The following is a 25,716-nucleotide window of genomic DNA, read 5'->3' as shown; positions in this document are numbered from 1 at the left end:
GGGGTCAGTTCAGGGGGAAGGTGCGGATCAGGCCCGCGAAGGCCTGCTGTTCGGCCTCGGTCAGCTCCACCGACTCCAACGGGTGCGCACCCGGGCCCCGCTGCGCCGGGATCACCGACAGGCTGTCCAGGGCGCCCGGCTCCGGCTGGTGGAAGCGGCCGTCCCACAGCATGTGGCCGAGACCGACGACCCCGGCGAGGGCGGCCACGAGCAGGATCGCGACGCCGATTTCCTGGGCGAGGGAGATGGAGGGGAACACGCGGTCCTCCGGGGTGTGCGGGGTACAAGGCGGTACAAGATCGGGCGTGCAGACACTCAACACCACAACCGGCCCATTCGGTAGGGGTGTGTCGAGCGTCACGCCACGCCCGAGAGGCGCCGTCGCATCCGTCACGGGGCCTCGGGGCGGCCGGGTCCCTCCCCGGGCGTGGTGCGCCTGGGGAGGGGGGCCGGGCGGCTGCCTCGCGGGATTACGGGCGCAGGCGCAGCACCTGCGGGTCGTGGTCGCTGTTCTGGGCCGCGAACTCGGCGTTGATGTGCACGCTGTCGTAGGTGAAGGACTTGATCCCCGGGCTGGTCAGGATCTGGTCCAGGACCTGGGCGTTGCCCTGGTAGACGTAGCTGTAACGTTCCGCCTTCGGGAGGGACTTGATCGCCGAGTACAGCGCCCCGCCGTCCTCCAGCGCCTGCGCCGTCCCCGAGAACTCGAAGTCGTTGATGTCACCGACCGCGAGGACGATCGCGTTCTTGTCGACGGCCAGGATGTCCTTGACGAAGCCGTTCACGGCCTGCGCCTGGAGCAGCCGCTTGGCCTCCGAGGAGCGCACCGGCGGCTGGTGGTGCGAGGCCAGGCCCTCGTCGCCGCCCTTGGAACCGAAGTGGTTGGCGATCACGAAGACCGTCTTGCCGCGGAAGGTGAACTCGCCCGCCAGCGGCTTGCGGCTGTCCGCCCACGCCGGGTTGGCGGGGTCGATGCGGCCGGGGGAGTGGGTCAGGGCGGCCTTGCCCTTCTCCTTGACCACACCGGTCGCCGTCACCGCGTCGCCCGGGGCGCGCTCGGTGAAGGAGACCCGCGCCGGGTTGAAGAGGAACACCTGGCGGATGTTGCCGCCGGGCTCGCCGCCGTCCTTCTTGTCCTCCGGGTTGATGGACCGCCACTGGTAGGCCGGGCCGCCCGCCGCCGCGATCGCCGTGGTGAACTTGACGAGGGTCTGCTCGGCGGAGACCGTGCCGTCGTTCTTGGCGCCGTTGTCGTCCTGGATCTCCTCCAGGGCCAGGATGTCGGGGGAGGCGAGGTTCTCCACGACGGCCTTCGCCAGCGCGTCGAACTTCTCCTGCGGGTCGGTCGGGTCGAGGTTCTCGACGTTGTACGTGGCCACGGCGAGCTCGTTCGCGGCCTGCGCCTTGGTCTTCTCCGGGGCCAGGGTGCCGGCCTTGACGGTGCCGAGGCTGCGGGCCACCAGGGTGTAGCCGCCGAACTGGTTGAAGTCCAGCGGGCCCTCGGTGGTGCCCGTCAGTTTGTCGCCGACGTTGGCCACCGGGAAGGGCTGCTGCGCGAGCGGCGCGAGCTGCTGGATCTGGAGGCGTCCGGTGTTCTGCGACTCGTAGGAGCCGTAGAGGGTGCCGCCGCGCTTGGCGGTGTTCTCCCAGCCCTTGACGGTGACCCACAGCTCCGCGTACGGGTCGGTGGCGCCGACCACGCGCGAGGTGCCGATCCGGACGTCCATGCCCTCCAGGGACTCGAAGTAGTCCAGGGCGTAGCGCGAGGGGTCCAGGGTCAGGCCGTTGATGCTGCCACCGGCGGCCGGGTCGCCGGCCGGGGTGTACTCGGCGGGCACGGTGTACTCGTTGACCGCGGTGGCCGCCGGGAGCGCGTTGCCTGAGGAGACCACCGTGACGGCCGGCTTCGCGATCTGGGTCACCGACTGGTTGCCGGAGGCGGCGCCGCCGGGGATGTACTCGCCCACGGTGCCGGAGACCTTGACCGCGTCGCCCACGGCGACGGTCGGCGCCGAGCCGGTGAAGACGAACACGCCTTCGCTGGTGGCGGCGTCGTCGTCGGCGTCCGGGTCCTGGATCCAGAAGCCGCGCGAGCCGTACGTCCGCACGCCCGTCACGATGCCCTCGACGTCGGTGACCTGCTTGCCGGCGAGCGGGGATATCCGGGTGGTGCCCTGGATGTCGTGGATGCGTACCGTCTCGGCGGCCGCGGAGCCTTCGGCGGCGTCGGCGGACGCGGAGCCCGCGAGCAGGCCGGTGGCCAGCGCGGTGGCGACGAGGGCCGCGACGGCGGCGGAACGGGGATGCGAGGAGCGCATGGGCGGGAACTCCGGTGTGGGATGAGGGAGACGGAGGGGAGTGCGGCGGGAGATCTGCGGGAGACTCGCGGCTCCCGATACATCTACGCGCGTCAATTTCCTTTGTGCCCGGCGAAGTTGTCAAGGCCTCCAGGGGATACGGCGGTGGACTGTGGGATGAACCAAAGGCGATGGCCCGCCGGACGCGCCCGAAATGCGTCTACGCTGGGACGCCGGCCGACGGTCCCGCCGTGGCCCAGGCCGGGGCCGGAGCGCGATCGCCCGGTCCGGTACCGCTCCACCCGCCCCCACCGCGCCCGCGAGGAGAACCGCCCCATGTCCGCAGAGCCGCACCCCACGCTGCCGCCGGTACGGCTGCACTCCGATGCGGAACTGGCCCGCGACGCCCTCGTCGCCCCGCTGTTCGCCCGCGCCGTGCGGCTGGCCCGCTGGGCCGGTCCCGCCACCCGCGTCGACACCGGCGGCGAACTCGTCGCCGACCAGCTCCCCGAAGCCGCGGCGGTGCTCGGCCTCGACACCGCCGACGCGGACTGCGTCGGGTACGCCGGCCATGCCTGGCGGGTGGCCGTGGACACCGGCCTGGTCGATGTGACCGAGCCGGAGGCGGACGGCGCCGGCGAGGACGGCCGTGACGAGGACGGCCGTGACGAGGACGGCGGGGGCGGGGGCGCGGACGGCGGCGCCGGGGACGCGCGCGGCGCCGGGGGGCGGTTCGGCACCGCCGCGCCCGGCGAGGACCTGGCGCTGATCACGGGCGGCGCCCCCGGGGACGTGCTCGACCTGTGGCTGGCCGCGCTGGACGCCGTGCTGGCGGATGCGGCCGTGCCCGACCTGGACGACCTCGTCGACGCGCTGGACGCCGGCGGCGAGATCGACTTCGACCGGCTGGACTGGAACCCGCGGCGCGAGGCGGACTTCCTCGACGGGGTCCTCGCCAACCTCTACCTGCTCACCGTCGCCGAGGGCGGGACGGCGGACGGCCCGGTCCCGCTGCCCGTGCTCGCCGCGTCCATGGTCGTGCCGGACGGCATGGGCGAGCCGACGGACGCGGTCCTGGAGCAGGTCTCGGACGCGATGATGCGCCTCGACGACCAGTTCCGGCAGCTGGAGCCGATCGGACTGGTCGAGTTCCGGCCCGTCGACGAGCAGCTGATGACGGAGGCGGACGACGAGGAACTCGCCGCCGGAGCGCCCGCCGACGCCGAGGAGGACGTCGCCCGCTACGGGATGGTCCGCCTGACGCCCCTCGGCCTGTACGGGGTGCGGGCCCGCATGCTGGAGGCCGGAGTCGAGGCCCCGGCCATCGGGGACCTGGCCGGCAAGGGCGCGGACGCCCTGCTGGACGCCGTCTCCTCCTACTCCGAGAGCGCCGCCCAGGCCGAGATCGAGGCCTGGATGACCGGCCGCGAGGTGCCGGTGGCCGTCGCCGAGCTGCTGGAGGCAGCGCGCGGGGACGACGAGGGCGGCCCGCTGCGCCGGCTGCGCTGCCAGCAGGCCCTCGCGCCGGCCGGGCCGGAGGCCGAGCCCGCGGTCCGCGCGGTCCTGGACGACGGGGAGCTCGGCGGGCTCGCCCGGGTATGGCTGACGGAGCGCGGGGTGGCCGACGTACCGGCTCCGGACAGCGCGATGGTGTTCTGGCTGACGGTCGACACGATCGCGGCGCAGCTCGCCGCCGACGGGGAGACCGAGGAACTGCCGCTTCTGATGGAGACCCTGACCGCGCACCACGCGGGCTTCTTCGACCAGGTGTGGCGGGTGGAACATCCGGCTACGGCCTATGTCCTGGAGGCGATGGGGCGTCTGCACCCGGACAGGAAGGCGGCGAAGGAAGCCCGCAAAGCCGCCTTCAGGGCCCGTTCCCGCCAGATCTGACCCGGGGCCCCGCCGGGCCGACGACTCACCGGGGCCGCGGCCTGGCCAGGCGCGCCTGGGTGGGGCGCGCCTGGGTGGGCCTATGACCTGGCGGCCTGGCGGCCTGGCGGCCTGGCGGCCTGGCGGCCTGGCGGCCGGGGCGGCCGGGGGCGTCTCGGCCGTCGGGCGGTGCGTCGAGTGCGCGGTGCGTCCGGTGTGCGGCGTGTCGGGCGAGGCGTGCGGTGTACCGGGCGAGCGCTGTGCCGGGCGGGCGGTGCGGCCGGTGTGCGGTGTGCCGGGCGGGTGGTGACAACGCGCCGTTCATGGTCCGGAGTTGGCCATTCCGGGCCCCGGCAAGGGGTCGGCTCCTCTTCGCGGGTAGTTCAGCGGCCGTTCACGTGCGGCCGGGAGCGTGTGCGCCGACGACCGCACGACAGGCGCACCACCTCCCCACCTCTGGAGACCCGATGCCGCTCAGCCGGAGAGACTTCACCGCCCGCACCGTGATCGCCGGCGCCGGAGTCGCGCTCACCGGGACGGTCGGCGCCCTCGCCACCGCCCCGGGAGCGCTGGCGGCCGACGACAACACGCGCCAGGACGCACACGGACGCCCCTGCGAGCCCGGTTACGGCCCGCTCGTCGCCGACCCGGCCGGCCTGCTCGCGCTGCCCGCCGGCTTCACCTACCGCGTGATCACCCACAGCGGGGTCACCACCCTCGAATCGGGCGAGACCACCCCCTCCCACCACGACGGAACGGCCACCTTCGAAGGCGGCCGCGGAGTCACCCTCCTGGTCAACAACCACGAGCTCAAGGGCAAGCGGTCCGGCTGGGCCCGCCCCGTCCCGCTCACCGAGGGCCTCGTCTACGACCCGGCCGCGGCCGGCGGCTGCACGGTCGTCGAGGTCCGCCGCGGCGGCGAGGTCGCCGAATGGGTGGGCGTCGCCGGTACCTCGACCAACTGCGCGGGCGGGTCCACCCCCTGGGGCACCTGGCTGACCTGCGAGGAGACCGAGGACCTGGCCGGCCGCAACGGCATGACCAAGGACCACGGCTACGTCTTCGAGGTCGACCCGCACGACCGCCGCGCCAACCGCGACCCGCGGCCCGTCAAGGCTTTGGGACGGTACGCCCACGAAGCCGTCGTCATCGACCCGCGCCAGGGCCACGCCTACCTGACCGAGGACGCCTCCGGCCCCAACGGGCTGCTCTACCGCTGGACCCCGCCCGCCGGCTTCCGCCACGGCCGCGGCAGGCTCCGTACGCTCGCGGACGATGCCGGCAAGCTCCAGGCCGCCAAGTGCGTCGACAGCGCGGGGCGGTTCGTCGACGACCTCTCGCGCGCGACGCGCATCGGCACCGTCTACGGGGTCGACTGGGTGGACGTGACCGACCGCGACGCGCGGACCGTGCCCGTGCGCAAGCAGTTCGCGGACGGCGCCGTGACGCGCGCCCGCAAGCTGGAAGGCATGTGGTGGGCCGACGGCGGCGCGTACTTCGTCTCCTCCTACGCCCGCGAGGAGAGCCCGGGCGCCGCGCACGACGGCCAGGTGTGGTTCTACGACCCGAAGCGGCGCACCGTCCGGCTGACCGTCCTGCTCGGGGTCAACGCCGATCCGGCGGCGGAGGGCGGCTATGACGGGCCCGACAACATCACGGTGTCCCCGTACGGCGGACTGGTCATCGCCGAGGACGGCTCGGGCCTGCAACACCTGTTCGGCGCGACCGCATCGGGCCGCACCTACCCGCTGGCGCGCAACGAGCTGAACATCGGATCGGCCGAGGAGCCGGAGTACTCCGAATTCACCGGTGTCTGCTTCTCCCCGGACGGGCGCACGCTGTACGCCAACATCCAGGACCCGGGCATCATGCTGGCCATCACCGGGCCGTGGCGCCGCGCACACTGAAGCGGCCGCGGCGGCGCGTCCGGTGACGCGCCGCCGCGACGGCTACTTGGCCGCGGAGACTTCCGCTTGGGAGGCCGTGGCCCACTCGACGAGGAGGAACTCATACGCCTCCGAGGGCCACTCGCCGTCCACCCGGGTCTCGACGAGGTGCCGGATAGCCTCGTTCGCCTCGGCGGCGGACGGGCGGGCGGGCCCCGCGGGATTGAATGACTCGTGCATGAGTTCAAGGCTACGGGCGGGCACTGACAGCCACCTCCGGATTACGCGTGGCATCCATCACCCGCTTTCCAGCCCCCGGGTGGCCCATCCGCCCGCCCACCTGCTCAGAGTGCCTGTGCGGCGGGCTTGACCATGCCGCGCACTGTGCGGGACTTCACAAACTCGCCCATCGCCGTCATCTCCCACTCGCCCGTGAACTGCTTGATGAGCTTCGCCATCATGACGCCGGTCTGCGGTTCGGCGCCGGTGAGGTCGAAGCGCACCAGCTCCTCGCCGCTCGCCGCGTCGATCAAACGGCAGTAGGCCTTGGCCACTTCGGTGAACTTCTGCCCGGAGAAGGAGTTGACGGTGAAGACCAGACCGGTGGCATCGGCCGGGAGCCTGCCCAGGTCCACCACGATCACCTCGTCGTCGCCGGCGCCCTCACCCGTGAGGTTGTCCCCCGAATGCTTGACGGCGCCGCCGAGGATGGACAGCTTGCCGAAGTAGCAGCTGTCGATGTGGTTGCGCTGGGGGCCGTAGGCGATGACGGAGGCGTCGAGGTCGATGTCGCGGCCGCCGAAGGCGGGCTCCCAGCCGAGGCCCATCTTGACCTGGGAGAGGAGCGGGCGGCCGCCCTTGACCAGGGAGACCGTCTGGTTCTTCTGGAGGCTGACCCGCCCCTTGTCGAGGTTGATCTTCCCGCCGGCGGGCGGGACGGGAGCGGCCGGGGGCGCCGGGGCCGGGGTGGGCGCGGCCGGGGTGGGCGTCGTACCGCCCAGCCAGGGGGAGACCGGGTGCACCGGCGGGGCCGGCGGCGCGGGCGGGGCGGCCTGCGCGGGGGCGGCGGCCGGGGCCGCGGCGGCCTCCTCGTCCACGGAGACCCCGAAGTCGGTGGCGATGCCGGCGAGGCCGTCGGCGTACCCCTGGCCGACCGCGCGCACCTTCCACACGCCGCCGCGCCGGTAGACCTCCACGACGACGAGCGCGGTCTCGGAGCCCAGCTGCGGCGGTGTGAAGGTGGCGATCACCGCTCCGCCGTCCGCGTTGCGCACGGTGGCGGTGGGCTCGACGCCCTGGAACGTCTGCCCGGCGGCATCGGGACTGGCCGTGACCACGATCCGCTCGATGCCCGGGGGCAGCGCGCCGGTGTCCACGGTGATGGAGTCCGGCGCCGAACCGCCGCCGGACCGGTAGCCGACGCCGGGCCCGGAGGGCTGGTTGTAGAAGATGAAGTCGGCATCGGAGCGCACCTTGCCGTCCGCCGCGAGGAGGAGTCCCGATACGTCGAGCCGCACCGGGGCCGCGACGTCCACCGTCACACGGACGGCGTCGAGCGGCAGGTTGGAACCAGGGGTCATAGCGGTCATGCCCGGAGAACGACCGGAGGTGCTTTGCCGTTCCCTTACCCTCGCGGGATATTTCAGCGCCGGTTGCGGGGGTGGTTCCGCGCCGTGCGCTCGTTGCCGATCTTGTACGCGCCGGTCCAGCGGGCCATCACCAGCTGCGCGTCGCCGGACGCCACCTGGGCGAGGAACGTGCCGGCCCGGGTCCCGCGCAGGGTGGCTGCGGTGCGGCCCTGGTGGGTGATGACGACGGAGTGGTCCTGGTGCTGTTCGTACGAGAAACCGTGGGGTTTGGCCATGATCCGCAGCCTGCCCCGCCCGGGGCGGAGGCGGCAACGGATTAACCCCCGTCCCGGCAGGCCGCCCGGCATCCCCCGGCGGGCGGCCCCACCGGACCGCCGGCCGGGGCCCTTCGCCCGGTCCCACAGCCGCAGGTCCCCCGGAGCCCGACAGGACGGGGGCCCGGCCGGACGAGTGCCCGGAGACCGAGCGCGCGGGGCCTGGCCAGCGGGGTGCGGGGCGTCGCCGGCTCACGCCTCGTGGCGACCCGGAGACCGGGCGCTGGGGCCTCGGGGCGACCCGGCGGACGCGGTGCGGGCCCCCCGGCGACCCAGAGGTCGGGCGCTGGACCCCGGCGACACGGCGGACGCGGTGCGGGGCCTCGGCGGTCCGGAGACCGGCGCGCGGGGGCTCAGCGGTGGCCCGGGGCCCGGTTCAAGGCCCCGGTCCGCCTCAGCCCCGTCACGCGTCGCCTCAGCCCCCCGTCACGCGTCGCGGCAGCCCCAGCGGGTTGGCCTCGCGCAGTTCGGCCGGGAGCAGCGCGTCCGGTACCGACTGGTAGGCCACCGGACGCAGCCAGCGCTCGACGGCCGTCGCGCCGACGGAGGTGGAGTGCGAGGTCGCCGCCGGGTAGGGGCCGCCGTGGTGCTGGGCCGGGGCCACCGCCACCCCGGTCGGCCAGCCGTTGACGACGATCCGCCCGGCCAGGCCCGTGACCTGCTCGATCAGCTCGGCGGCCGGACCCGGCCCGCCTTCCGTCTCGGCGGCCGACAGCTGGAGGGTGGCGGTCAGGTTCCCGGAGAGCCGCGCCAGCACGGCGGCCGCCTCCCGCTGGTCGGTGTAGCGCACGACGACGGTGACCGGGCCGAAGCACTCCTCCAGCAGCACCTCGTACGCGCCGCCGAGAGCGTCGTCGAGGAGACGGGCGGCCGGCACGGTCAGGTAGCCCGCGCCGACGGTGTGCTCCCCGCCGGAGCCCGGGGTGACGGGCGCCTCGACGCCGGGCAGCGCGGCCCGTGCGAGGACGCCGGCGACGAAGTTCTCCCGCATCCGGTGGTCGAGCAGCACGCCCGGCTCGGTCTCCCCGAGGGCCTTGGTGAGCGCGGTGGTGAGCCGGTCCCCGTCCGCGCCCCGCGGAACCAGTACGAGGCCCGGCTTCACACAGAACTGGCCCACGCCGAGGGTGACCGATCCCGCGAGGCCGCCGCCGATCTCCTCGGCCCGCTCGGCGGCCGCGGCCGGGGTGACGACGACGGGGTTGAGGGAGCCGAGTTCGCCGTGGAAGGGGATGGGCACCGGCCGGGCGACGGCCGCGTCGAACAGCGCCCGGCCGCCCCGGACGGATCCGGTGAATCCGGCGGCCGACACCAGCGGGTGGCGGATCAGCTCCAGACCGGCGTCGAACCCGTGGACCACGCAGACCACCTCCGGCGGGAGCCCGGTGGCCACGGCCGCGCGGCGCAGCAGGGAGGCGCAGAGCTCGGAAGTGGCCGGGTGGTCGGGATGCGCCTTGACGACGACCGGGCATCCGGCGGCCAGCGCGCTGGCCGTGTCCCCGCCGGGCACGGAGAAGGCGAGCGGGAAGTTGGAGGCGGCGTAGACGGCGACCACGCCCAGCGGCACCTTGTAGCGGCGCAGGTCGGGGCGCGGCGGGGTGAGGGAGGGATCGGCGCGGTCGATCCGGATGTCGAGGTGGGCGCCCTCGTCCACGATGTCGGCGAAGGCGCGCAGCTGGCCGGTGGTGCGGGCCAGCTCGCCGGTCAGCCGGCCCGGGCCGAGCGCGGTCTCGGCATCGGCCGCCTCGATGACGTGCGCGGCCGCGTCGTCGAGCAGTGCGGCGGCCGTCCGGAGGAAGGCGGCGCGGGCGCTGGCATCGGCGAGCGCGCCCCCGGCCGCCCGCGCGGCCCGTACGGCCCCGTCCACCTCCTGGGAGGTCGCCTCCACCGCGACCTGTTCCCGCTGCTTCCCGGTGCGGGGGTCCACACTCCAAACTGGTGTCGTTGTCATGGCCCACTGCCTCCTGGAACGTTCAGTATTCTGAACGCCGTTCCGGTGGATGAATGATCACATCTGCTGCGGACTCTATTTCCGCGTCCTTCGCGTGACAAGAGGCGACCAGAGGGGAAGCAGGCGTATGACGACGACCGAGTCGGGGGGCCCGGTTGCTGCGGCGCCGGTCAAATCGGCGGTGCGCACCGTGCTGTTGCTGGAGCACTTCGCGGCCCGGCCGGGGTTGCACAGCCTGGCCGACATCCAGAACGACCTGTCCCTGCCCAAGTCCAGCCTCTACATGCTGCTGCGCACGCTGGTGAACCTGGGCTGGGTGGAGACGGACGCCACGGGCACGCGCTACGGCATCGGCGTCCGGGCGCTCCTGGTCGGCAGCTCCTACATCGACGGCGACGAGGTGGTCGCCGCCGCCCGCCCGACCCTGGACCGGCTCTCCGACGACACGACGGAGACCATCCACCTGGCGCGGCTGGACGGGACCAGCGTGGTGTACCTCGCGACCCGCCAGTCCCAGCACTACCTGCGCCCCTTCACCCGGGTCGGGCGGCGGCTGCCGGTGCACTCCACGGCGCTCGGCAAGGCGCTGCTGGCCACGCACACGGACGACGAGGTGCGGGCGCTGCTGCCGCGGCGGCTGGAGGCGGTCACCGAGCACACCGTGACCGACCGGGAGCGGCTCATCGAGGAGCTGGAGCTGGTGCGGGAGCAGGGGTACGCGGTGGACCGGGAGGAGAACACGCTCGGGCTGCGCTGCTTCGGGGTGGCGGTGCCGTACCGGACGCCGGCCCGGGACGCGGTGAGCTGCTCGGTGCCGGTGGCGCGGCTGACGGCGGGGCACGAACTGGTCATCAAGGCGGCGCTCTTCGAGGCGCGCGACCGGCTGTCGGTGGTCACGCGCCGTATGTGAACGGGGCGGGGCGGCGGAGCAGGCGATTCCTCCCCCGTCCGGGGGAGGCGGTTCCCCTCTGAGGGGGAGGTGGCCGGGCCGCGCGCACGGGACCGTTGGGTCATGACCACACGAGGTGCGCACACGAGGTATGCGACGCGGCCCCCGGCTTCCGGCCCGGCGCCGGGGGCAGGCGCGGGGCGGCGGCTCCTGCAGGTGGCGGCCCTGGCCGCCACCGTGCCGTATCTGGCGCTCAAAGCAGCCTGGTTGAGCGGAAGTCACCTCGGGATACCGGCCGGCAGCCTGCTCCTTGAGCCCCGGCCGTTCTTCACCGTGCTCAACTCCCTCACCCTGGCCATGGACGCCTGCGTGATCCTGCTCGTGCTGGTGCTCACCCGGCCGTGGGGGAAGCGGGCGCCGTCCTGGCTGCTGATCGTCCCGGTGTTCGTCGCCACCGGGCTGCTGACCCCGATCGTCCTCGCGTTCCCCGGGCAACTGCTCATACGCGGTCTCGGCTTCGGCGCCGTACCGGCCGGCCGCGGTGGGCTGAAGCCCTTCCTGGACCCCTGGGTCTTCAACGTCGTCTACACGGGTTTCATCGTCCAAGGACTCGCCCTGGCCGGGCTGTTCGTGCCCTACGCGCGGCAGCGCTGGGGCCGGATCGGGCAGGGCGTGCCGGGGGAGCGGCTGCCGTCGTCCACGGGGGTGGTGGCGGCAGCCGCGGCGGCGGCCGGCCTGATGGTCGCGGGCGTGCACGCCTACTGGGCCTTCGGCGGTACGGCAGGATTGCAGGCCGACCGGGCGGCCGCGTACTCCGCACAGAGGGGCGTGGTGTCCGCGGTGCACGGGATGTGCGCGCTCGCCGCCGGACTGGGGGCCTGGCTCCTGGCCCGGGGCGGGAAGCGCCGGGCGCGGTGGGCGCCGGCCCTGGCGTGGACCGGTTCGGCGGCGACGCTGTGCTGGGGGCTGTGGATGCTGATCGGCTCCCTGGGACCGGAGTTGGACGGGGGCGAGGGGCCTTCCGCCGGGGTGCTGCTGATCTACGCTGGCCAGATGGTCACCGGATCGCTCGCCGTCCTCGTCCTCACGCGGTTCCTCGCCGCCCGCCGCGAGGGGTGATGCGAGGCGCCCTGATCCTGCTGCTGGGGGCACGGGCGCGGCTGCGCTGGGTCCACCTCGTACTCGGCGGGGCCCTGCTGATGCCGTACTTCCTCCTCGCCCAGGTGGTGGTGGGCGTGGCGGCCGGCGGGGTCAACGCCTTCAGCTCCCTGCCCGTCACCCTCGCCGCCTACGCCGCCGCCCTGCCGCTCGTCTCGGCCACCGCCTTCCTGTTCGGGCTGGTACGGCCGCTGTCCGTGGGGGCCGTCCGGGCCATGTGCGCGGTGCCGCAGGAACGGCTGGCCGAGGGACCTGCCCGGTCGTGGGCCGCGCGGGGGCGGGCATCCGCCTGGTGGACCCTGCACCTGGGGGTGGGGGCGCTCGTCAGCGGGGCGACCCTCGCGGTCCCGCCCATGGCCCTGGTCCTGATCTCGCTGCCCTTCGTGCCGGCGCTGCGGCAGGCCCGCAACGGGCTCGGCTGGTTCAGCACCGGGGCCGGTGTGTACGCCGCCCCGCCGGCCGGCCTCGGCCTGCTGGCCGGGCTCGTCCTGTGCGCCGCCGCGGCCGGGGCGATCCTGGCCCGGCTGGCGCCCGTACTGCTGGGGCCGACGGCCGCGGACCGGCTGGCGGTGGCCGAGGAGCGGGCCGCCGACCTGGCCGTGCGCAACCGGCTGGCCCGGGAACTGCACGACGCGGTCGGGCACGCGCTGAGCGCCGTCACCCTCCAGGCGGTCGCCGCCCGGCGGGTGCTCGACACCGACCCCGGCTTCGTCCGGGAGGCGCTGGCCGCGATCGAGGACACCACCCGGCGGACGGTGGGCGAGCTGGACGCCGTGCTGGGCCTGCTGCGCGACGGCGACCCGGGCCGGCCGGAGGCCGCGCCCGCGCCGACCCTCGCCGGCGACCTCGACGGGCTGCTGGCCCGCACCCGGGCGGCCGGCGTCGCCGTCACCGCCCGCCAGGAACCCGGACCGGCGGGCGACTGGGCGCGTCTGCCGGCGATCGCCTCCCGCGAGGCGTACCGGATCGTCCAGGAGGGCCTCAGCAACGCACTGCGCCACGGCGCGGGCCCCGTGGACCTGCGGATCCGCGTGATCGACGGGATCGACGGGACAGAAGGAGCCGACGGGGCCGACGGGATCGACGGGGCCGACGGGATCGGACGGGCCGACAGGGCCGAAGGAGTCGGCCGGGCCGGCCGGGACCACCGGGGCGAACAGGCCGACCGCGCTTCCGGCGCCGGACGCCGTGAACTGGAGATCACCATGACCAATCCACCCGCCCCGCCCGGGGACCGGGAGCCCCGCACCACCGGCGGCCGGGGGCTGCGCGGCGCGGCCGAACGGGCCGCGCTCCTCGGCGGCCGGGTCCAGGCCGGCCCACACCGGGGCCACTGGCGGCTGTGCGCCCGCCTGCCGCTCACCGGGGGCGGACTGTGACCGGGCCGGCGACCACTCCCCGGCCGCCGCTGCGGATCGTGCTCTGCGACGACGAGCGGATGGTGCGCACCGCCCTGCGGGTCATCCTCGAAGCCGAAACCGACCTGGAGGTGGTCGCAGAGGCGGCCACCGGCGCCGAGGCCGTCCCGCTGGTCCGTTCCCTCGCGCCCGACGTGGTGCTGATGGACGTCCGCATGCCCGAGATCGACGGGATCCGCGCCACGGAGCAGATCCTCGCCACCATGGCCGAGCCGCCCCGCATCGTGGTCGTCACCACCTTCGAGAACGACTCCTACGTCTACGGGGCGCTGCGCGCCGGAGCGGCCGGCTTCCTCCTCAAGCGCGCCGGCCCGGACGAGCTGATCGGCGCGGTCCGCCTCGTCACCCGGGGCGACTCCCTGCTCTTCCCCGCCGCCGTCCGCTCCCTCGCCGAGGCCCACACGGCCGGCGCCCGGCCCGCCGCGCCCTGGGTGGCCCGGCTCACCGACCGCGAGGCCGACGTCCTGCGGCTGATGGCCGCGGGCCTGTCCAACCACGAGGCGAGCGAACGCCTCGGGGTGGGCCCGCAGACGGTCAAGACGCACGTCGCCTCGGTCCTGGCCAAGACCGGCGCCCGCGACCGGACCCAGGCGGTCATCGCCGCCTACGAGGGCGGCTTCATGAAGAAAAGCTGAGAACCCGGCCACAATCGGGGCAGAGCGGAACGTCCGGAGGAGCCGGTGCGTCTTTCCGGGGGATGAACAAGACGATCAGGCGTGCGTCGGTCTTCTGTCTGCTTCTGGTGCTGGCCCTGCTGGTCCGTGTCACCTGGGTGCAGGCATACCAAGGCCAGGCCCTCGCAGACGACGAGCACAACCGGCGGAACCTCATCGGGCAGTACGAGAACCCGCTGGGCAACATCATCGTGGGCGGGGAGGCGATCACCGGCTCGGCCAGGACGGGCGGCAAGGACTTCGGCTACAAACGGACCTATGTCGACGGACCGCTGTACGCGCCGGTCACCGGATTCAGCTCGCAGGCCTTCGGCACGAGCATGCTGGAGGGCGTCTACAAGAACATCCTCAACGGCTCCGACAGCCGGCTGAAGACGATGATGGACATGCTCACCAACAAGCGTGCCGCCCCCGGCGACGTGCTGACCACCATCGACAAGGGCGTCCAGAAGGCCGCCTACGACGCGCTCCAGGGCAAGCAGGGCTCCGCCGTGGCCCTCGACCCGGCCACCGGTGAGATCCTCGCCCTCGTCAACAACCCCTCCTTCGACCCCGGGCGGATCGCCGGCGCCAACGACACCGCGGCCTGGACCGAGCTCTCGGCCGACAAGGGCAAGGCCATGGAGAACGTGGCGCTGCGCAAGCCGCAGGCGCCCGGTTCCACCTTCAAACTCGTCACCTTGACCGCGGCCATCGAGAACGGCCTGGTCACCAGTCTGGACACGCCGACCGGCATCCAGGACCCGTACACGATCCCCGGCACCCGCACCCCGCTGCCCAGCGAGGCGGGCTCGGCGGCCTGCAACAACGTCTCGGCGCGCACCGCCCTGCGGCTGTCCTGCAACAACGTCTTCGCGGACCTCGCCTCCAGGCTCGGCCAGGACACGATGCGGGCGACGGCCGAGAAGCTCGGCTTCAACACGCAGATCGACACCCCCGTCCGCACCAACCCGCCGAGCACGTACCCGTCGGCGAAAATGTCCGTCGACCAGGTCGCGCAGACCGGTATCGGCCAGTTCGACGTGCAGGCCACCCCGCTGCAGATGGCGATGGTCACGGCCGCGATCGAGAACGGCGGCAAGCTCGTCGCCCCGCACATGGTCTCCGAGGTCACCGACGCCAACGGCAACGTGCTGGAGAGCTTCAAGGACGCCGAGTCCCAGCAGGTGATGAACGAGAAGACCGCCTCGATGATCCGCGACGCCATGAAGACGGTGGTCGACGAGGGCGGCGGCAGCGGCGCCAAGGTCGGCGGCGCGGAGGTGGGCGGCAAGACCGGCACCGCCCAGCGCGGCGTCGCCAACAGCCTGGACCCGCTCGCATGGTTCACCTCGTACGGCAAGGCGGGCGGCAAGCAGATCGCGGTCGCCGTCGTGATCGAGAACTCCGACACGGACCGGTCCGAGATCGGCGGCGGCAGGCTGGCCGCGCCGATCGCGCAGAAGATGATGGCGGCGTGGCTGAAGTAGCGGCCGCGCCCACCGCACGGCCGGCGCTCCGGGAACCGACACGGTTCCCGGAGCGTTCCCCTTTCCGTGATCAGGACCGCGCGCCCCGCCGACCTCGACGCCATCACCGCCCTGCACGCCCGGGCCCGTGCCACCTACTACCGCGGCCGCGTCCCCGAGCAGGCCTACGGGGGCGGCGCCGGGCCCGCCCGCTCCCGCGAGGGCTGGTCCGCGGCCGTGGCCCGGGCCGGCGCCGGGGGCGGGGTCCTGTGCGCCGAGCAGGACGGTGTGCTCACCGGGGTCGCCGCCTTCCGCACCGCGGACGGTGAGACCACCCTGACGCAGCTCCACGTCGATCCGGCCCACTGGCGCCGGGGGACCGGAGCCGCCCTGCACGCGGCGTGCCTCGACGCCTGGCGCGCCGCCGGGATAGAGCGGGTCCGCCTGGAGGTCTTCGAGCACAACCTGCGCGCCCAGGCCTTCTACGCCGGCCACGGCTGGCTGCCGGCCCCGCGCCCCTCCCGATCAGGTTCCCACCGCACCCTGTGGCTGACGGTCGCGCGGCCGTCCGGGGAATGGGACGCGACCCCGGGTGGTTGAAGCGGTAACCGTTTTGCCCGTGCGAGAGAAGAAGGATCATGCGCGTCGAGATCTGGAGCGACATCGCCTGCCCGTGGTGCTACATCGGCAAGGCCCGTTTCACCAAGGGGCTGGCCGAGTTCGCCCACCGTGACGAGGTGGAGGTCGTCTTCCGGTCCTTCGAGCTCGACCCCGGCGGTCCCAAGGGCGTCACCACACCCGTCCTGGAGATGCTCGCCAAGAAGTACGGCCGCACCCTCGACGAGGCGCGCGGCATGGAGGAGCACGTGGCGGCGAGCGCCCGCTCCGAGGGGCTCGCCTACCGCACCGACGGGCGCGACCACGGCAACACCTTCGACATCCACCGGCTGCTGCACCTGGCCGCCGCCCGCGGCCGCCAGGAGCAGCTGCTCGACCTCGCCTATCGCGCCAACTTCGGCGAGGAGCGCTCCGTCTTCGACCCCGAGGTGCTGGTCGCCCTCGCCGTGGAGGCCGGGCTGGACGAGGCCGAGGCCCGCGCCGTCCTCGCCGACGGGTCCGCCTACGCCGACGAGGTGCGGGCCGACGAGCGCGAGGCCGCGGAACTGGGCGCAAGTGCGGTCCCCTTCTTCGTCCTCGACCGCCGCTACGGCATCTCAGGCGGGCAGCCGGCCGAGGTGTTCACCCGCGCGCTGGAACAGGCGTGGGCCGGCCGCGAGGTCGAGGACCCGGCGGGCGGAGCAGACGCGTGCGGCCCCGACGGCGCCTGCGCCGTCCCCCAGGCATAAGCAGGTCTTTGCCCCAACGCACAAAACCCGGCAATGGACTGCGGGTCGTTCCTGACGCAGAGTGGAACGCATGGACCTCCTGCCGGAAGCGGCCCGTGCCGAGTTCGCCCACTCCACCGCCTACCTCAACACCGCCACCTGCGGGGTGCTCCCACGCGCCGCCGTCGCGGCCGTACGCGAACTGGCCGAGGCGGCGGGGGCAGGGCTCCCCGCCGGATTCGGCGACTTCGACCGTGTGAACCGGGTCCGGGCCGCCTTCGCCCGGCTGACCGGGGTGGCCGTCGAGCGGGTGGCCCTCGGTTCAGCCGTGGCCACCCATGTCGGCCTCGTCGCGGCGTCGCTCCCGGCCGGCGCGGAAGTCCTCTGCCCGGAGGGCGACTTCGCCTCCGTGATGAACCCCTTCGTGGTCCGGGACGACCTCAAGGTCCGCTTCGCGCCGCTGGAGTCCCTCGCCGAGGCCGTCGGCCCGGACACCGTACTGGTCTCGCTGAGCGCGGTGCAGTCCGCGGACGGACGGATGGCGGACCTGGCCGCGGTGCGCGCCGCGACGTCCGCGCACGGCGCCCGGATGCTGGTGGACGCGACGCAGGCGGTGGGCTGGCTGCCCTTCGACGCCTCGCCCTACGACTTCACCGTCACCGCCGGGTACAAGTGGCTGCTCGGCGCACGCGGAGCCTCCTACATGACCTTGTCGAAGGAGGCGCAGGACAGCCTGACCCCGCTGCACGCCGGCTGGGTGGCGGCCGAGTCCATGTGGGACGCCACCTACGGCCCCGTGACGGAACTGGCGCACGGGGCCCGCCGCTTCGACGAATCCCCGGCCTTCCTCGCCTACCACGCCGCCGAGGTCTCGCTGGCGCTGCTGGAGCGCATCGGCATCGAGGCCGTCCACGCCCACGACACCGCCCTGGCCGCCCGTTACCGGGCCGGGCTCGCCCGCCTGGGCCACGAGCCGGTCCCGGGAGGGTCGGCCATCGTCTCGGTTCCGGGCCTCGCCGGCCGGCAGCCCGCCCTCCAGGACGCCGGCATCGCCACCTCGGCCCGGGCGGGCGCCCTGCGGGCGTCGTTCCACCTCTACAACACCGAGGCCGACGTGGACCGCCTGCTGGACGCCCTGTCCTGACCCCTGACCCCTGGCTTCTGACCCCTGACGCTCCCCGGGCCTGCGGGCCGCACCGGCGGCCGGTTCACCCTGCGGGCCGATCGTGTCCTGGCGGGCCGGTCCGGCCCCGTCGGTCACCCGGCCTGTGCGGTCACCCGGGCCTGTGCAGCCCCCCGGTCTGTGCGGCCTTCGGGGCCCCGGGCCTGGGCGGCCCCCCGGCCGGTCCGGCCCCCGTGGGTCACCCGGCCTGTGCGGCCCCCGGTCTGTGCAGCCCCCGGGCCTGCGTTGCCCCCCGGGCCTGTGCGGCCCCCGGCCCGTCCGGCCCTCGCGGGTCACCCGGCTCGGGGACCGGGCCCGGGCACCCGGTCCGGCCCAGCACCCGGTCTCGGCCCCGCGCGTCCGGGTTCAGCCCCGCGCGGCCGTCCAGGCCGACTCCGCCGCCGCGAGGGCCGGCGCCGCATCCGCCCCCAGGGCGGTCGCGAGGGCCGCCAGGGAGGCGCTGACCACGGGCAGCGCGGCCGCGGAGCCGTAGTGATTGACCCGGACCATCTCCCGCGCCAGCGCGCCGCCGCCCGCCGCCAGCGGGACCGACGGGTGGGCCGCCAGGGCCTTGGCCACCACCAGCGAGGCATCCGCGACCCGCAGGGTGGTGGCCACCGGGGCAGCCTCCGCGGCCCGGCCCACATACGGGGCCGCCCCGAGCTCGGCCGCACCCGCGCGGGTCGCCGCCGCCGCGGCCGCGTGCCGCGCCGTCACCGAGGTCAGGCCCTCGGCCGCGATGCGGTCCAGGCACGCCTCCAGCGCCAGCATCTCCAGCTGGGCCGGCGCGTGCAGCAGCGCCGTGCGCCCGCCGTCGATCCAGCGTTCCTTCCAGTCCAGCAGCGAGAGGTAGGAGCGGCGCGGGGCCGCCGGATTGTCCGCGAACCGGGCCCACGCGCGCTCCGAGACCGACACCGCGGACACACCGGCCGGCCCGCCCATCGCCTTCTGCGCGCCGATCACGCACAGGTCCACGCCCCACTCGTCCGGCAGCAGCGGCTCCGCGCCCACCGACGCCACCGCGTCCAGCATGAACAGCGCCCCGTGCGCCCGTACCGCCTCACCGATCTCCGCGACCGGATTCGTGTTGCCGGTCGCCGCCTCCGCGTGGACGAGCGAGACGAAGTCGATCTCCGGGTGCGCGGCCAGGGCCCGCGCCACCTGCTCGGCCGTCACTGCCGTGTCGAAGGGGACCGCCAGGTCCACCACGCTCGCCCCGCAGTCGCGCAGCCAGTTGCCGAAGGTGGTCCCGTAGGGCCCGGTGACGACGTTGAGCGCGGTCGAACCGGGCCGCGCGCCCGACCGGATGCACGCCTCCAGCGGCAGCAGCGCCTCTCCCTGGGTGATCACCACGTCCTGCCGGGTGGCGAGGAGGTCCGCGACCCCCCGCTCGATCGACGCGAAGCGCTCGGGGGTGAGCGCCGGGAGGTCCAGGAGGGGGTGCGTCACGGCGGTGCTCTCTTCGGCCGGTGGGTGTCCGGGGTACCCGCAGAGCCTACCGACCACGCACGTACAGTGCCGACATGAGCGATGTGCTGCACGTGAAGGGGCGGGTGCTGGCCGGGCCCCACGAGGTCCGCGACGAGCTCTGGGTGGTCGGCGGCCGCATCTCCTACGAGCCTCCGGTCGCGGCCGGTGAGGTCACCACGGTGACGGGCTGGGCCCTGCCCGGACTGGTCGACGCGCACTGCCACGTCGGGCTGGACAGCCACGGGCCGGTCGACGCCGGAACCGCCGAGCGCCAGGCCCTGACCGACCGGGATGCCGGTACCCTCCTCATCCGCGACGCGGGATCCCCCTCCGACACCCGGTGGATCGACGACCGCGAGGACCTGCCGAAGATCATCCGGGCGGGGCGGCACATCGCCCGCACCCGCCGGTACATCCGCAACTACGCCCACGAGATCGAGCCCGCCGACCTCGTGGCCTACGTGGGCCGCGAGGCCGTACGGGGCGACGGCTGGGTCAAACTGGTCGGCGACTGGATCGACCGCGAGGTCGGGGACCTGACGGCCTGCTGGCCGCGCGCCGAGGTCGAGGCGGCCATCGCCGAGGCCCACCGGCTGGGCGCCCGCGTCACGGCGCACTGCTTCGCCGAGGACGCGCTGCGCGACCTGGTCGAGGCGGGCATCGACTGCGTGGAACACGCCACGGGCCTCACCGAGGACACCATCCCCCTCTTCGCGGAGCGGGGGGTCGCGATCGTCCCCACGCTCGTGAACATCGCGACGTTCCCGAAGATGGCGGCGGGCGGCGAGGCGAAGTTCCCGCGCTGGTCGGCCCACATGCGCAGGCTCCACGAGCGTCGTTACGACACCGTCCGGGCCGCCTACGACGCGGGCGTCCAGGTGTACGTCGGCACCGACGCGGGGGGTTCCCTGCCGCACGGCCTGGTCGCGGCGGAGGTCGAGGAGCTGGTGAAGGCAGGGATCCCGGCGCTGGACGCCCTCTCGGCGACGACCTGGGCGGCACGCCAGTGGCTCGGCAGGCCGGGCCTGACCGAGGGGGCGCCGGCGGACCTCGTGGTCTACGGTGCGGACCCGCGGGCCGACGTACGCGCCCTCGCGCAGCCGCTGAGGGTCGTCGTCAACGGCAAGGTCCGGGCCTGAAGCGTGCGGTGACGTGGCGTGACGCCGACGGTCCGGCGGTCGTTAACAATGCCCGCTCGGGCGCCGGATCCGGAAAAGCAGGGAACTCCCGTTCCTCCTGAGGCGCTGCAATTCGAATACGTGCGCGGAAACCACCCTTTGGGGTGAAGTCACCTCAGGTGCCTGCCCGTTCACCCACAGTGCGTAAAAATTCCGGGGACGAGGCCGTCGGCGCGCGCACTGTCCCTCATCGGCGGCGCGGCGGCACCCATCTCCCCGGGGGTTCCACCACCTTGAACAGCAACACCTTCCGCATGCCCGCGGCCGTCCTGCTCGCCACGGGAGCGGTGGCCCTGCTGGCCGCTCCGCCCGCCTTCGCGACGGGAGGCGGCGCAGGAGGTGAGGGCAAGGCCGGCGCCGTCGTCCTGCGCACCGGACTGGACGTGAGCCTGCTCAACAAGACCGTGCACGTCCCGCTGAAGACGACCCTCAACGAGGTCAGCGCTCCGGCGAAGGCCGAGAAGACGGCGCTGACCGTCACCCTGGACGGCGTCGAGGGCGGCACGCCGGTCAGCGTGCTCCGCGCCGACGTGGCCACGTCCAAGGCGACCGCGGACAAGGGCCGGGCCGAGGCGGAGGTGAATCTCGCCAAGGCCCGGGTACACGTGCCCGGACTGCCGGCGCTCTCCCTCGTCGAAGTCGAGAAGGTCACCTCCAAGGCCGTCTGCGAGGCGGGCAAACAGCCCGTGGCCACCTCGAACGTCCTCGGGACGGTGACCGCCCTCGGCAAGCGGACCACCTTGACGGCGGGCGGTCCCACCAGGATCGAGGTGCCCGGGGTGGGTCTGGTCACCCTGGAGCTGTCCGGTACGCAGACCACCTCCACCACGGCCGCGGCGGCGGCCCTGCGCCTGAAGGTGTCGGTGAACCCGCTGAAGCTGAACGTCGCCGAGGTGGAGGGCGAGATCGTGCTCGCCGAAGCACACTGCGAGTCCCCTGCTGCGCCCGCACCCGCGCCGCCCCGGCCGGACGTCAAACCGCAGACCGCGACGGGGACCGGGACCGGGTCCGCCATCACCAAGGGCGCCAACCTGGCCGAGACCGGAGGCGGTTCGCCGACTCCGTACGTCGCGGGCGGCGCGCTGGTCCTGCTGGGGATCGGCGGTGGCGCGCTCGCCTTGACCCGGCGGAACAGGACCTCGTAGCGGGGCCGGGCGGCCGGCCCTGCCTGCCACCGCCCCGCCCCACTGCCCTGCCACCGCCCTGCCCGTCCCGGCCGTGGTCTGCGGCCCGCGACGTCGGTGACGTCCGGCCGACGCGGTCAGCGGGTGGCGTGTTCCAGGCCCTCCCCGGTCGCGCCGCGCGCCGTCACGGCCTCGGTGACCTGCCGGTCGATGCGCTCGTACTCGCTCCGCTTGTCCACCGGGAGGGTGGCGTCGGAGGCGGCGCAGGAGGCGCAGACGACCCGGAACGGCGGCCCCATGTCCGAATACTGGGTGAGGAACTCGGCCTTCACCACCTCCCAGCGGCCCGCGCCGGCCGCCGCCGGAGCGAAGGTGAACCGGGGGATCGACGACTGGTTCCCGCGCAGCTTGTCGGCCGGCACGAAGCTGGCGACCTGGTCGCCCATGCCGAAGACCACCCAGGTCCCGTTGATCTTCTCGTACGGCTGCGGCACGTGGTTGTGCGTGCCGAGGATCAGATCGATGTCGGGGAGGCCGTCGGCCCCGCGGGACGCGGTCAGCGCCTGCGCCAGTTCGCGCTGCTGCTCGTCGGGCGCCGTCTGCCACTCGGTGCCCCAGTGGACGCTGAGCACCACCACGTTCGCCCCGGCGGCCCGGGCGGCGCGGGCGTCGGCGATCATCCGGTCCTTGTCGATCAGGTTGACCGCCCACGGCTTGTCCGCGGGGAGGGGGATGCCGTTCGTGCCGTAGGTGTAGTCCAGCTGGGCGACCTTCGCGCCGCCGGCCGCGACCACCGCCGGGGCCTTGGCCTCCTGCGCGCTGCGGGCCGAACCGACGTGCGGGATGCCGACCCGGTCGAGGTGGTCCAAGGTGCGGACGAGGCCGTCGTAGCCGTCGTCCAGGGTGTGGTTCGAGGCGGTGGAACAGCTGTCGTACCCGGCGTCCTTGAGGGCATCGGCCAGCTGGTGCGGCGCCTTGAAGGTGGGATAGCCCGTGTAGGGGCCGCCCGGGCGCCCGTACGGTATCTCGTGGTGGCACACCGCCAGGTCGGCGGCCGAGACCAGGGGCTTGATGCCGGCGAGTATCTTGCGGAAGTCGTACTCCCCGGCCTTGCCCGCGTCGTCCGCCGAGCGCTGGATGATCGACGGGTACGGGATGATGTCGCCGGTCGCCACCAGCGTGAACGGCTTCCCCCCGGGAGCGGCGTTCTGCTCCGGGCTCTGCCCGCCCGCGCCCGCGCCCCCGCCCCGCCCGCTGCCCTGGAGGCGCTGCTGCGTGGCGGGTGCGCCGCCGTCGAGCAGTCGCGGTACGGCGTAGATCCCGCCGCCCACGACCGCCAGTGCGGCCAGGGCCGCGCCCGTCTTGGCCGATGCCTTCATTCCCAACCCCCGATGTCACATGGTCCGCTGCGCGGAGCCGTGCCAGGCCCCGCCCCCGCGGGCATCGTAGACAGGGCCCGGGCGGGGCCCGCACCGGATCGGCACGGTTCTGCGCAGGTCAGGACGCAGGTCAGGACGCGCGCCAGGACGCAGGTCAGGACGCAGATCAGGACGCAGGCCAGCGCACCGGCCGGGACACGGGCAGGCCACCAGTGGCGAGTCGGCCGGAGTCGGCACCGCGGCCGGCGCGATCGGCGCGGCCGCGGCGCCGGCGGCGCCGGTCAGGTGCGGCCGGCGAGGGCCAGCGCGTGGTCCAGGGCCTGGAGCAGCCTGCCCGTCGTGGCCCGGTCGCGGACCGCCAGCCGCAGCCAGGAGTCGTCCAGGCCCGGAAAGGTGTCCCCGCGGCGTACGGCGAAGCCGAGCGCGCGAAGCCGGGTGCGGACCTCCGCGCCGCCCGCCACCCAAATGAGGACGAACGGCCCCTCGGCGGTCCCCGCGACCGTGACCTCGTCGAATTCGGCCAGCCCCGCCAGCAGGTGCGCCCGGTCCACCGCGATCCGCCGCGCGGCCTCCTCCGCCTCGGCCAGCGCCGCGGGAGCCACGCACGCCTCGGCCGCCACCAGCGCCGGGGTGGACACCGGCCACAGCGGCTGCGCGGCGGCGAGCTTCGCGACGACCTCCGGCTCGGCCAGCACGTAGCCGATCCGCAGCCCCGCCAGGCCCCACGTCTTGGTCAGGCTGCGCAGCACCACCAGCCCCGGCAGGTCGGTCCGGCCCGCCAGGGCCTCCCGCTCGCCCGGGACCGCGTCCATGAAGGCCTCGTCCACCACCAGGATCCGGCCGGGCCGGGCCAGCGAGGCGAGCGCCGCCGCCGGGTGCAGGACCGAGGTCGGGTTGGTCGGGTTGCCGACGACCACCAGGTCCGCCTCCTCGGGCACCGCCGCCGGATCCAGCCGGAAGCCGTCCGCCGCCCGCAGCACCACCCGCTCCACCCGGTGGCCCGCGTCCCGCAGGGCCGCCTCGGGCTCCGTGAACTGCGGATGCACCACCACGGGCCGTACGGCCTCCAGGGCCCGGGCGATCAGGACGAACGCTTCCGCGGCTCCGGCCGTCAGCAGCACCCGCTCGACCGGCAGGCCGTGCCGCTGCGCCACCGCCGCGCGGGCCCGGCGGCCGTCAGGGTAAGCGGAGAGGTCCCCGAGGGAGCGGGCGATCCGCTGCCTGAGCCAGTCCGGGGGCGTGTCCGCCCGTACGTTGACCGCGAGGTCCACCACACCGGATCCGCAGTCCATCACCTCCGCGTCCCCGTGGTGGCGCAGGTCGTGCCGCGCCCGGGCCGTGGCCACCGCGCACGTCGCCGCCACCGACCGCCGTTTCGGGACGAGGAGTTCACCGCCCGCCGCGAGCGCCGCCGCTTCCGCCACCGAGGCGGTCCCCGTCGCGGTGTGCGACGCCTCCGAAGGGTGCGGCACGGTGATCGCGGCCAGCTGCCGCGCGGGGTAGGCGACCAGGGGCACGCCGAAACGTTTCGCCGCGCCCGCTATCCCCGCCTCGCCCGCCTTCGCGTCCACCGTGGCCAGCGCCGTCACCGACTCCGTGGCCAGCCCGGCTCCCCGCAGCGTCTCCTCGACCAGTGCGCAGACCTCCGCCACGGAGACCCCCGCGCGTCCGCCGACCCCGACCACCAGCTGCGTCGCGTACTCGCCCACCGGGGGTCCTCCCTCCGTAGTCACCGTCACCGGTACGTCACCGCCACCGGTCCGTCGTCAACACTCCGACCCCGGCCACCCGCGCGCGGACGTGCGTGCGGGGCGAGGAATCGGTATCCAGGGGCACATGGCCGTGATCGTGGCGTTGGGCGCCTTCCTGATGACCCTGGCGGGCGGCTGGACGGCGCAACGCGTCACCGACCGCCGCCACCTCGTGCTGGGCCTGGCCGGCGGGCTCATGCTCGGCGTCGTCGGCCTCGACCTGCTGCCGGAGGCCCTGCACGCGGCCGGATCCGAGGTGTACGGCGTCCCGCTGGCCCTGCTGCTGTTCGTGGGCGGCTTCCTGGTCGCGCACGTCGTGGAACGGCTCCTCGCCGTGCGCCAGGCCTCGCACGGCGCCGGCGAGGGCCCGGGGGACGGCGCCCGCGTCCCCCGCGTCGGTCTCACCGCCGCCGCCGCGATGGTCGGCCACAGCCTCGCCGACGGCGTCGCCCTGGGCGCCGCCTTCCAGGTCGGCGGCGGGATGGGGGCAACCGTGGCGCTGGCCGTCATCACCCACGACTTCGCCGACGGGTTCAACACGTACACGCTCACCAGCCTCTACGGCAACGCCCGCCGCAAGGCCCTGCTGATGCTCTTCGCCGATGCCGTCGCCCCCGTCGTCGGCGCGGCGTCCACATTGCTGTTCACCCTTCCGGAGGAACCGCTCGGCGCGTACCTCGGCTTCTTCGGGGGAGTACTGCTGTACCTGGCCGCAGCCGAGATCCTCCCCGAGGCGCACCACGAGCACCCGGCCCTGTCCACGCTGATGTGCACGGTGGGCGGGGTGGCCGGGATCTGGCTCATGGTGGGGATCGCGGACTGAGCGCAGCGCTC

Annotated in this window: 21 protein-coding genes and 1 pseudogene; 13 read left to right on the top strand and 9 right to left on the bottom strand. The window is 74.2% G+C overall.

Going from position 1 to position 25,716, the window contains the following annotated elements; genetic code table 11:
- Window positions 1-4: 4 nt before the first annotated feature.
- Together AMK16_RS13020 and AMK16_RS13015 are read right to left on the bottom strand one after the other, a co-directional pair.
- A complete protein-coding gene (locus tag AMK16_RS13020) occupies window positions 5-259 on the bottom strand; it encodes a hypothetical protein (RefSeq protein ID WP_073913983.1) in 255 nt (84 codons plus the stop codon).
- Window positions 260-470: 211 nt separating this feature from the next.
- Entirely contained in the window at window positions 471-2,318 is a 1,848-nt protein-coding gene (locus AMK16_RS13015; RefSeq protein ID WP_073913981.1) for an endonuclease/exonuclease/phosphatase family protein, read from the bottom strand.
- Between the two features lie 315 nt (window positions 2,319-2,633).
- On the opposite strand from AMK16_RS13015, the gene AMK16_RS13010 reads away from it, so the two are divergent.
- Complete coding sequence (locus AMK16_RS13010) at window positions 2,634-4,190, top strand: hypothetical protein (protein ID WP_073913978.1); 1,557 nt, start codon at window positions 2,634-2,636, stop codon at window positions 4,188-4,190.
- 446 nt (window positions 4,191-4,636) lie between these two features.
- Window positions 4,637-6,076 carry an alkaline phosphatase PhoX gene (locus tag AMK16_RS13005; RefSeq protein WP_073913975.1) on the top strand — a complete coding sequence of 480 codons (1,440 nt, stop codon included), beginning with the start codon at window positions 4,637-4,639 and terminating at the stop codon, window positions 6,074-6,076.
- Between the two features lie 42 nt (window positions 6,077-6,118).
- On the opposite strand, the gene AMK16_RS36610 is transcribed toward AMK16_RS13005, so the two are convergent.
- The 4 genes from AMK16_RS36610 to AMK16_RS12990 form a co-directional block, all read right to left on the bottom strand.
- Window positions 6,119-6,295 carry a hypothetical protein gene (locus tag AMK16_RS36610; RefSeq protein WP_199885434.1) on the bottom strand — a complete coding sequence of 59 codons (177 nt, stop codon included), beginning with the start codon at window positions 6,293-6,295 and terminating at the stop codon, window positions 6,119-6,121.
- 104 nt (window positions 6,296-6,399) lie between these two features.
- Window positions 6,400-7,644 carry a TerD family protein gene (locus AMK16_RS13000; protein WP_242438715.1) on the bottom strand — a complete coding sequence of 415 codons (1,245 nt, stop codon included), beginning with the start codon at window positions 7,642-7,644 and terminating at the stop codon, window positions 6,400-6,402.
- Between the two features lie 53 nt (window positions 7,645-7,697).
- Complete coding sequence (locus tag AMK16_RS12995; RefSeq protein WP_073913970.1) at window positions 7,698-7,919, bottom strand: hypothetical protein; 222 nt, start codon at window positions 7,917-7,919, stop codon at window positions 7,698-7,700.
- A gap of 454 nt (window positions 7,920-8,373) precedes the next feature.
- On the bottom strand, window positions 8,374-9,906 hold the full coding sequence (locus AMK16_RS12990; protein WP_073913967.1) for an aldehyde dehydrogenase (NADP(+)): 1,533 nt from the start codon (window positions 9,904-9,906) through the stop codon (window positions 8,374-8,376).
- A 127-nt stretch (window positions 9,907-10,033) separates the two neighbouring features.
- On the opposite strand from AMK16_RS12990, the gene AMK16_RS12985 reads away from it, so the two are divergent.
- The 8 genes and pseudogenes from AMK16_RS12985 to AMK16_RS12950 all read left to right on the top strand — a co-directional run bounded on the left by AMK16_RS12985 (window position 10,034) and on the right by AMK16_RS12950 (window position 17,962).
- Window positions 10,034-10,816 carry an IclR family transcriptional regulator gene (locus AMK16_RS12985; RefSeq protein WP_073913964.1) on the top strand — a complete coding sequence of 261 codons (783 nt, stop codon included), beginning with the start codon at window positions 10,034-10,036 and terminating at the stop codon, window positions 10,814-10,816.
- A gap of 246 nt (window positions 10,817-11,062) precedes the next feature.
- Entirely contained in the window at window positions 11,063-11,914 is an 852-nt protein-coding gene (locus AMK16_RS35005; RefSeq protein ID WP_143196814.1) for a hypothetical protein, read from the top strand.
- Window positions 11,914-13,332, top strand: coding sequence for a sensor histidine kinase (locus AMK16_RS12975; RefSeq protein ID WP_079191543.1), 1,419 nt, complete (start codon window positions 11,914-11,916; stop codon window positions 13,330-13,332). Before AMK16_RS35005 ends, AMK16_RS12975 begins: the two co-directional genes overlap by 1 nt.
- Before the next feature lie 29 nt (window positions 13,333-13,361).
- Window positions 13,362-14,006 carry a response regulator transcription factor gene (locus tag AMK16_RS12970; RefSeq protein WP_073915868.1) on the top strand — a complete coding sequence of 215 codons (645 nt, stop codon included), beginning with the start codon at window positions 13,362-13,364 and terminating at the stop codon, window positions 14,004-14,006.
- A gap of 62 nt (window positions 14,007-14,068) precedes the next feature.
- The gene (locus tag AMK16_RS12965; RefSeq protein ID WP_073913958.1) at window positions 14,069-15,514 is read left to right on the top strand and encodes a penicillin-binding transpeptidase domain-containing protein; all 1,446 of its coding nucleotides are present in this window, start codon (window positions 14,069-14,071) and stop codon (window positions 15,512-15,514) included.
- 39 nt (window positions 15,515-15,553) lie between these two features.
- Window positions 15,554-16,093, top strand: a pseudogene (locus AMK16_RS12960) (GNAT family N-acetyltransferase); the annotation flags it as partial.
- Between the two features lie 38 nt (window positions 16,094-16,131).
- The gene (locus AMK16_RS12955; protein WP_073913951.1) at window positions 16,132-16,839 is read left to right on the top strand and encodes a DsbA family oxidoreductase; all 708 of its coding nucleotides are present in this window, start codon (window positions 16,132-16,134) and stop codon (window positions 16,837-16,839) included.
- A gap of 70 nt (window positions 16,840-16,909) precedes the next feature.
- Complete coding sequence (locus AMK16_RS12950) at window positions 16,910-17,962, top strand: aminotransferase class V-fold PLP-dependent enzyme (protein ID WP_073913948.1); 1,053 nt, start codon at window positions 16,910-16,912, stop codon at window positions 17,960-17,962.
- Window positions 17,963-18,346: 384 nt separating this feature from the next.
- Here AMK16_RS12950 and AMK16_RS12945 read toward each other — a convergent pair whose 3' ends face one another.
- Window positions 18,347-19,429 carry a pyridoxal-phosphate-dependent aminotransferase family protein gene (locus tag AMK16_RS12945; protein ID WP_073913944.1) on the bottom strand — a complete coding sequence of 361 codons (1,083 nt, stop codon included), beginning with the start codon at window positions 19,427-19,429 and terminating at the stop codon, window positions 18,347-18,349.
- 74 nt (window positions 19,430-19,503) lie between these two features.
- Here AMK16_RS12945 and AMK16_RS12940 point away from each other — a divergent pair, with 74 nt between their 5' ends.
- Window positions 19,504-20,589, top strand: coding sequence for an amidohydrolase family protein (locus tag AMK16_RS12940; protein ID WP_073913941.1), 1,086 nt, complete (start codon window positions 19,504-19,506; stop codon window positions 20,587-20,589).
- Between the two features lie 272 nt (window positions 20,590-20,861).
- Window positions 20,862-21,773 (top strand): SCO1860 family LAETG-anchored protein, encoded by a 912-nt coding sequence (locus tag AMK16_RS12935; protein WP_073913938.1) that lies wholly within the window; start codon window positions 20,862-20,864, stop codon window positions 21,771-21,773.
- Between the two features lie 116 nt (window positions 21,774-21,889).
- Here the strand turns inward: AMK16_RS12935 and AMK16_RS12930 are convergent, their stop codons facing one another.
- On the bottom strand, window positions 21,890-23,131 hold the full coding sequence (locus AMK16_RS12930) for a CapA family protein (RefSeq protein WP_073913935.1): 1,242 nt from the start codon (window positions 23,129-23,131) through the stop codon (window positions 21,890-21,892).
- Between the two features lie 281 nt (window positions 23,132-23,412).
- The gene (cobC, locus tag AMK16_RS12925; protein ID WP_242438714.1) at window positions 23,413-24,840 is read right to left on the bottom strand and encodes an Rv2231c family pyridoxal phosphate-dependent protein CobC; all 1,428 of its coding nucleotides are present in this window, start codon (window positions 24,838-24,840) and stop codon (window positions 23,413-23,415) included.
- A 127-nt stretch (window positions 24,841-24,967) separates the two neighbouring features.
- Here cobC and AMK16_RS12920 point away from each other — a divergent pair, with 127 nt between their 5' ends.
- Window positions 24,968-25,705, top strand: a complete 738-nt coding sequence (locus AMK16_RS12920; RefSeq protein WP_073913932.1) for a ZIP family metal transporter — start codon at window positions 24,968-24,970, stop codon at window positions 25,703-25,705.
- Window positions 25,706-25,716: the final 11 nt, after the last annotated feature.

This window comes from Streptomyces sp. CB00455 (assembly GCF_001905445.1).
Classification (GTDB): Bacteria; Actinomycetota; Actinomycetes; order Streptomycetales; family Streptomycetaceae; genus Streptomyces.
The sequence above is the reverse complement of the archived record's forward strand: the minus strand, read 5'-3'. Positions and strand labels throughout refer to the sequence as shown.

Bases quoted from the DNA above. Each gene is read 5' to 3' on its own strand.
- AMK16_RS13010 (WP_073913978.1), top strand. From the start codon at position 2,634: ATGTCCGCAGAGCCGCACCCCACGCTGCCGCCGGTACGGCTGCACTCC.
- AMK16_RS12975 (WP_079191543.1), top strand. From the start codon at position 11,914: ATGCGAGGCGCCCTGATCCTGCTGCTGGGGGCACGGGCGCGGCTGCGC.
- AMK16_RS12965 (WP_073913958.1), top strand. From the start codon at position 14,069: ATGAACAAGACGATCAGGCGTGCGTCGGTCTTCTGTCTGCTTCTGGTG.
- AMK16_RS12995 (WP_073913970.1), bottom strand. From the start codon at position 7,919: ATGGCCAAACCCCACGGTTTCTCGTACGAACAGCACCAGGACCACTCC.
- AMK16_RS12990 (WP_073913967.1), bottom strand. From the start codon at position 9,906: ATGACAACGACACCAGTTTGGAGTGTGGACCCCCGCACCGGGAAGCAG.
- AMK16_RS12985 (WP_073913964.1), top strand. From the start codon at position 10,034: ATGACGACGACCGAGTCGGGGGGCCCGGTTGCTGCGGCGCCGGTCAAA.
- AMK16_RS13000 (WP_242438715.1), bottom strand. From the start codon at position 7,644: ATGACCGCTATGACCCCTGGTTCCAACCTGCCGCTCGACGCCGTCCGT.
- AMK16_RS13015 (WP_073913981.1), bottom strand. From the start codon at position 2,318: ATGCGCTCCTCGCATCCCCGTTCCGCCGCCGTCGCGGCCCTCGTCGCC.
- AMK16_RS12930 (WP_073913935.1), bottom strand. From the start codon at position 23,131: ATGAAGGCATCGGCCAAGACGGGCGCGGCCCTGGCCGCACTGGCGGTC.
- AMK16_RS13005 (WP_073913975.1), top strand. From the start codon at position 4,637: ATGCCGCTCAGCCGGAGAGACTTCACCGCCCGCACCGTGATCGCCGGC.
- AMK16_RS12955 (WP_073913951.1), top strand. From the start codon at position 16,132: ATGCGCGTCGAGATCTGGAGCGACATCGCCTGCCCGTGGTGCTACATC.
- AMK16_RS36610 (WP_199885434.1), bottom strand. From the start codon at position 6,295: ATGCACGAGTCATTCAATCCCGCGGGGCCCGCCCGCCCGTCCGCCGCC.
- AMK16_RS12940 (WP_073913941.1), top strand. From the start codon at position 19,504: ATGAGCGATGTGCTGCACGTGAAGGGGCGGGTGCTGGCCGGGCCCCAC.
- AMK16_RS12920 (WP_073913932.1), top strand. From the start codon at position 24,968: ATGGCCGTGATCGTGGCGTTGGGCGCCTTCCTGATGACCCTGGCGGGC.
- AMK16_RS12950 (WP_073913948.1), top strand. From the start codon at position 16,910: ATGGACCTCCTGCCGGAAGCGGCCCGTGCCGAGTTCGCCCACTCCACC.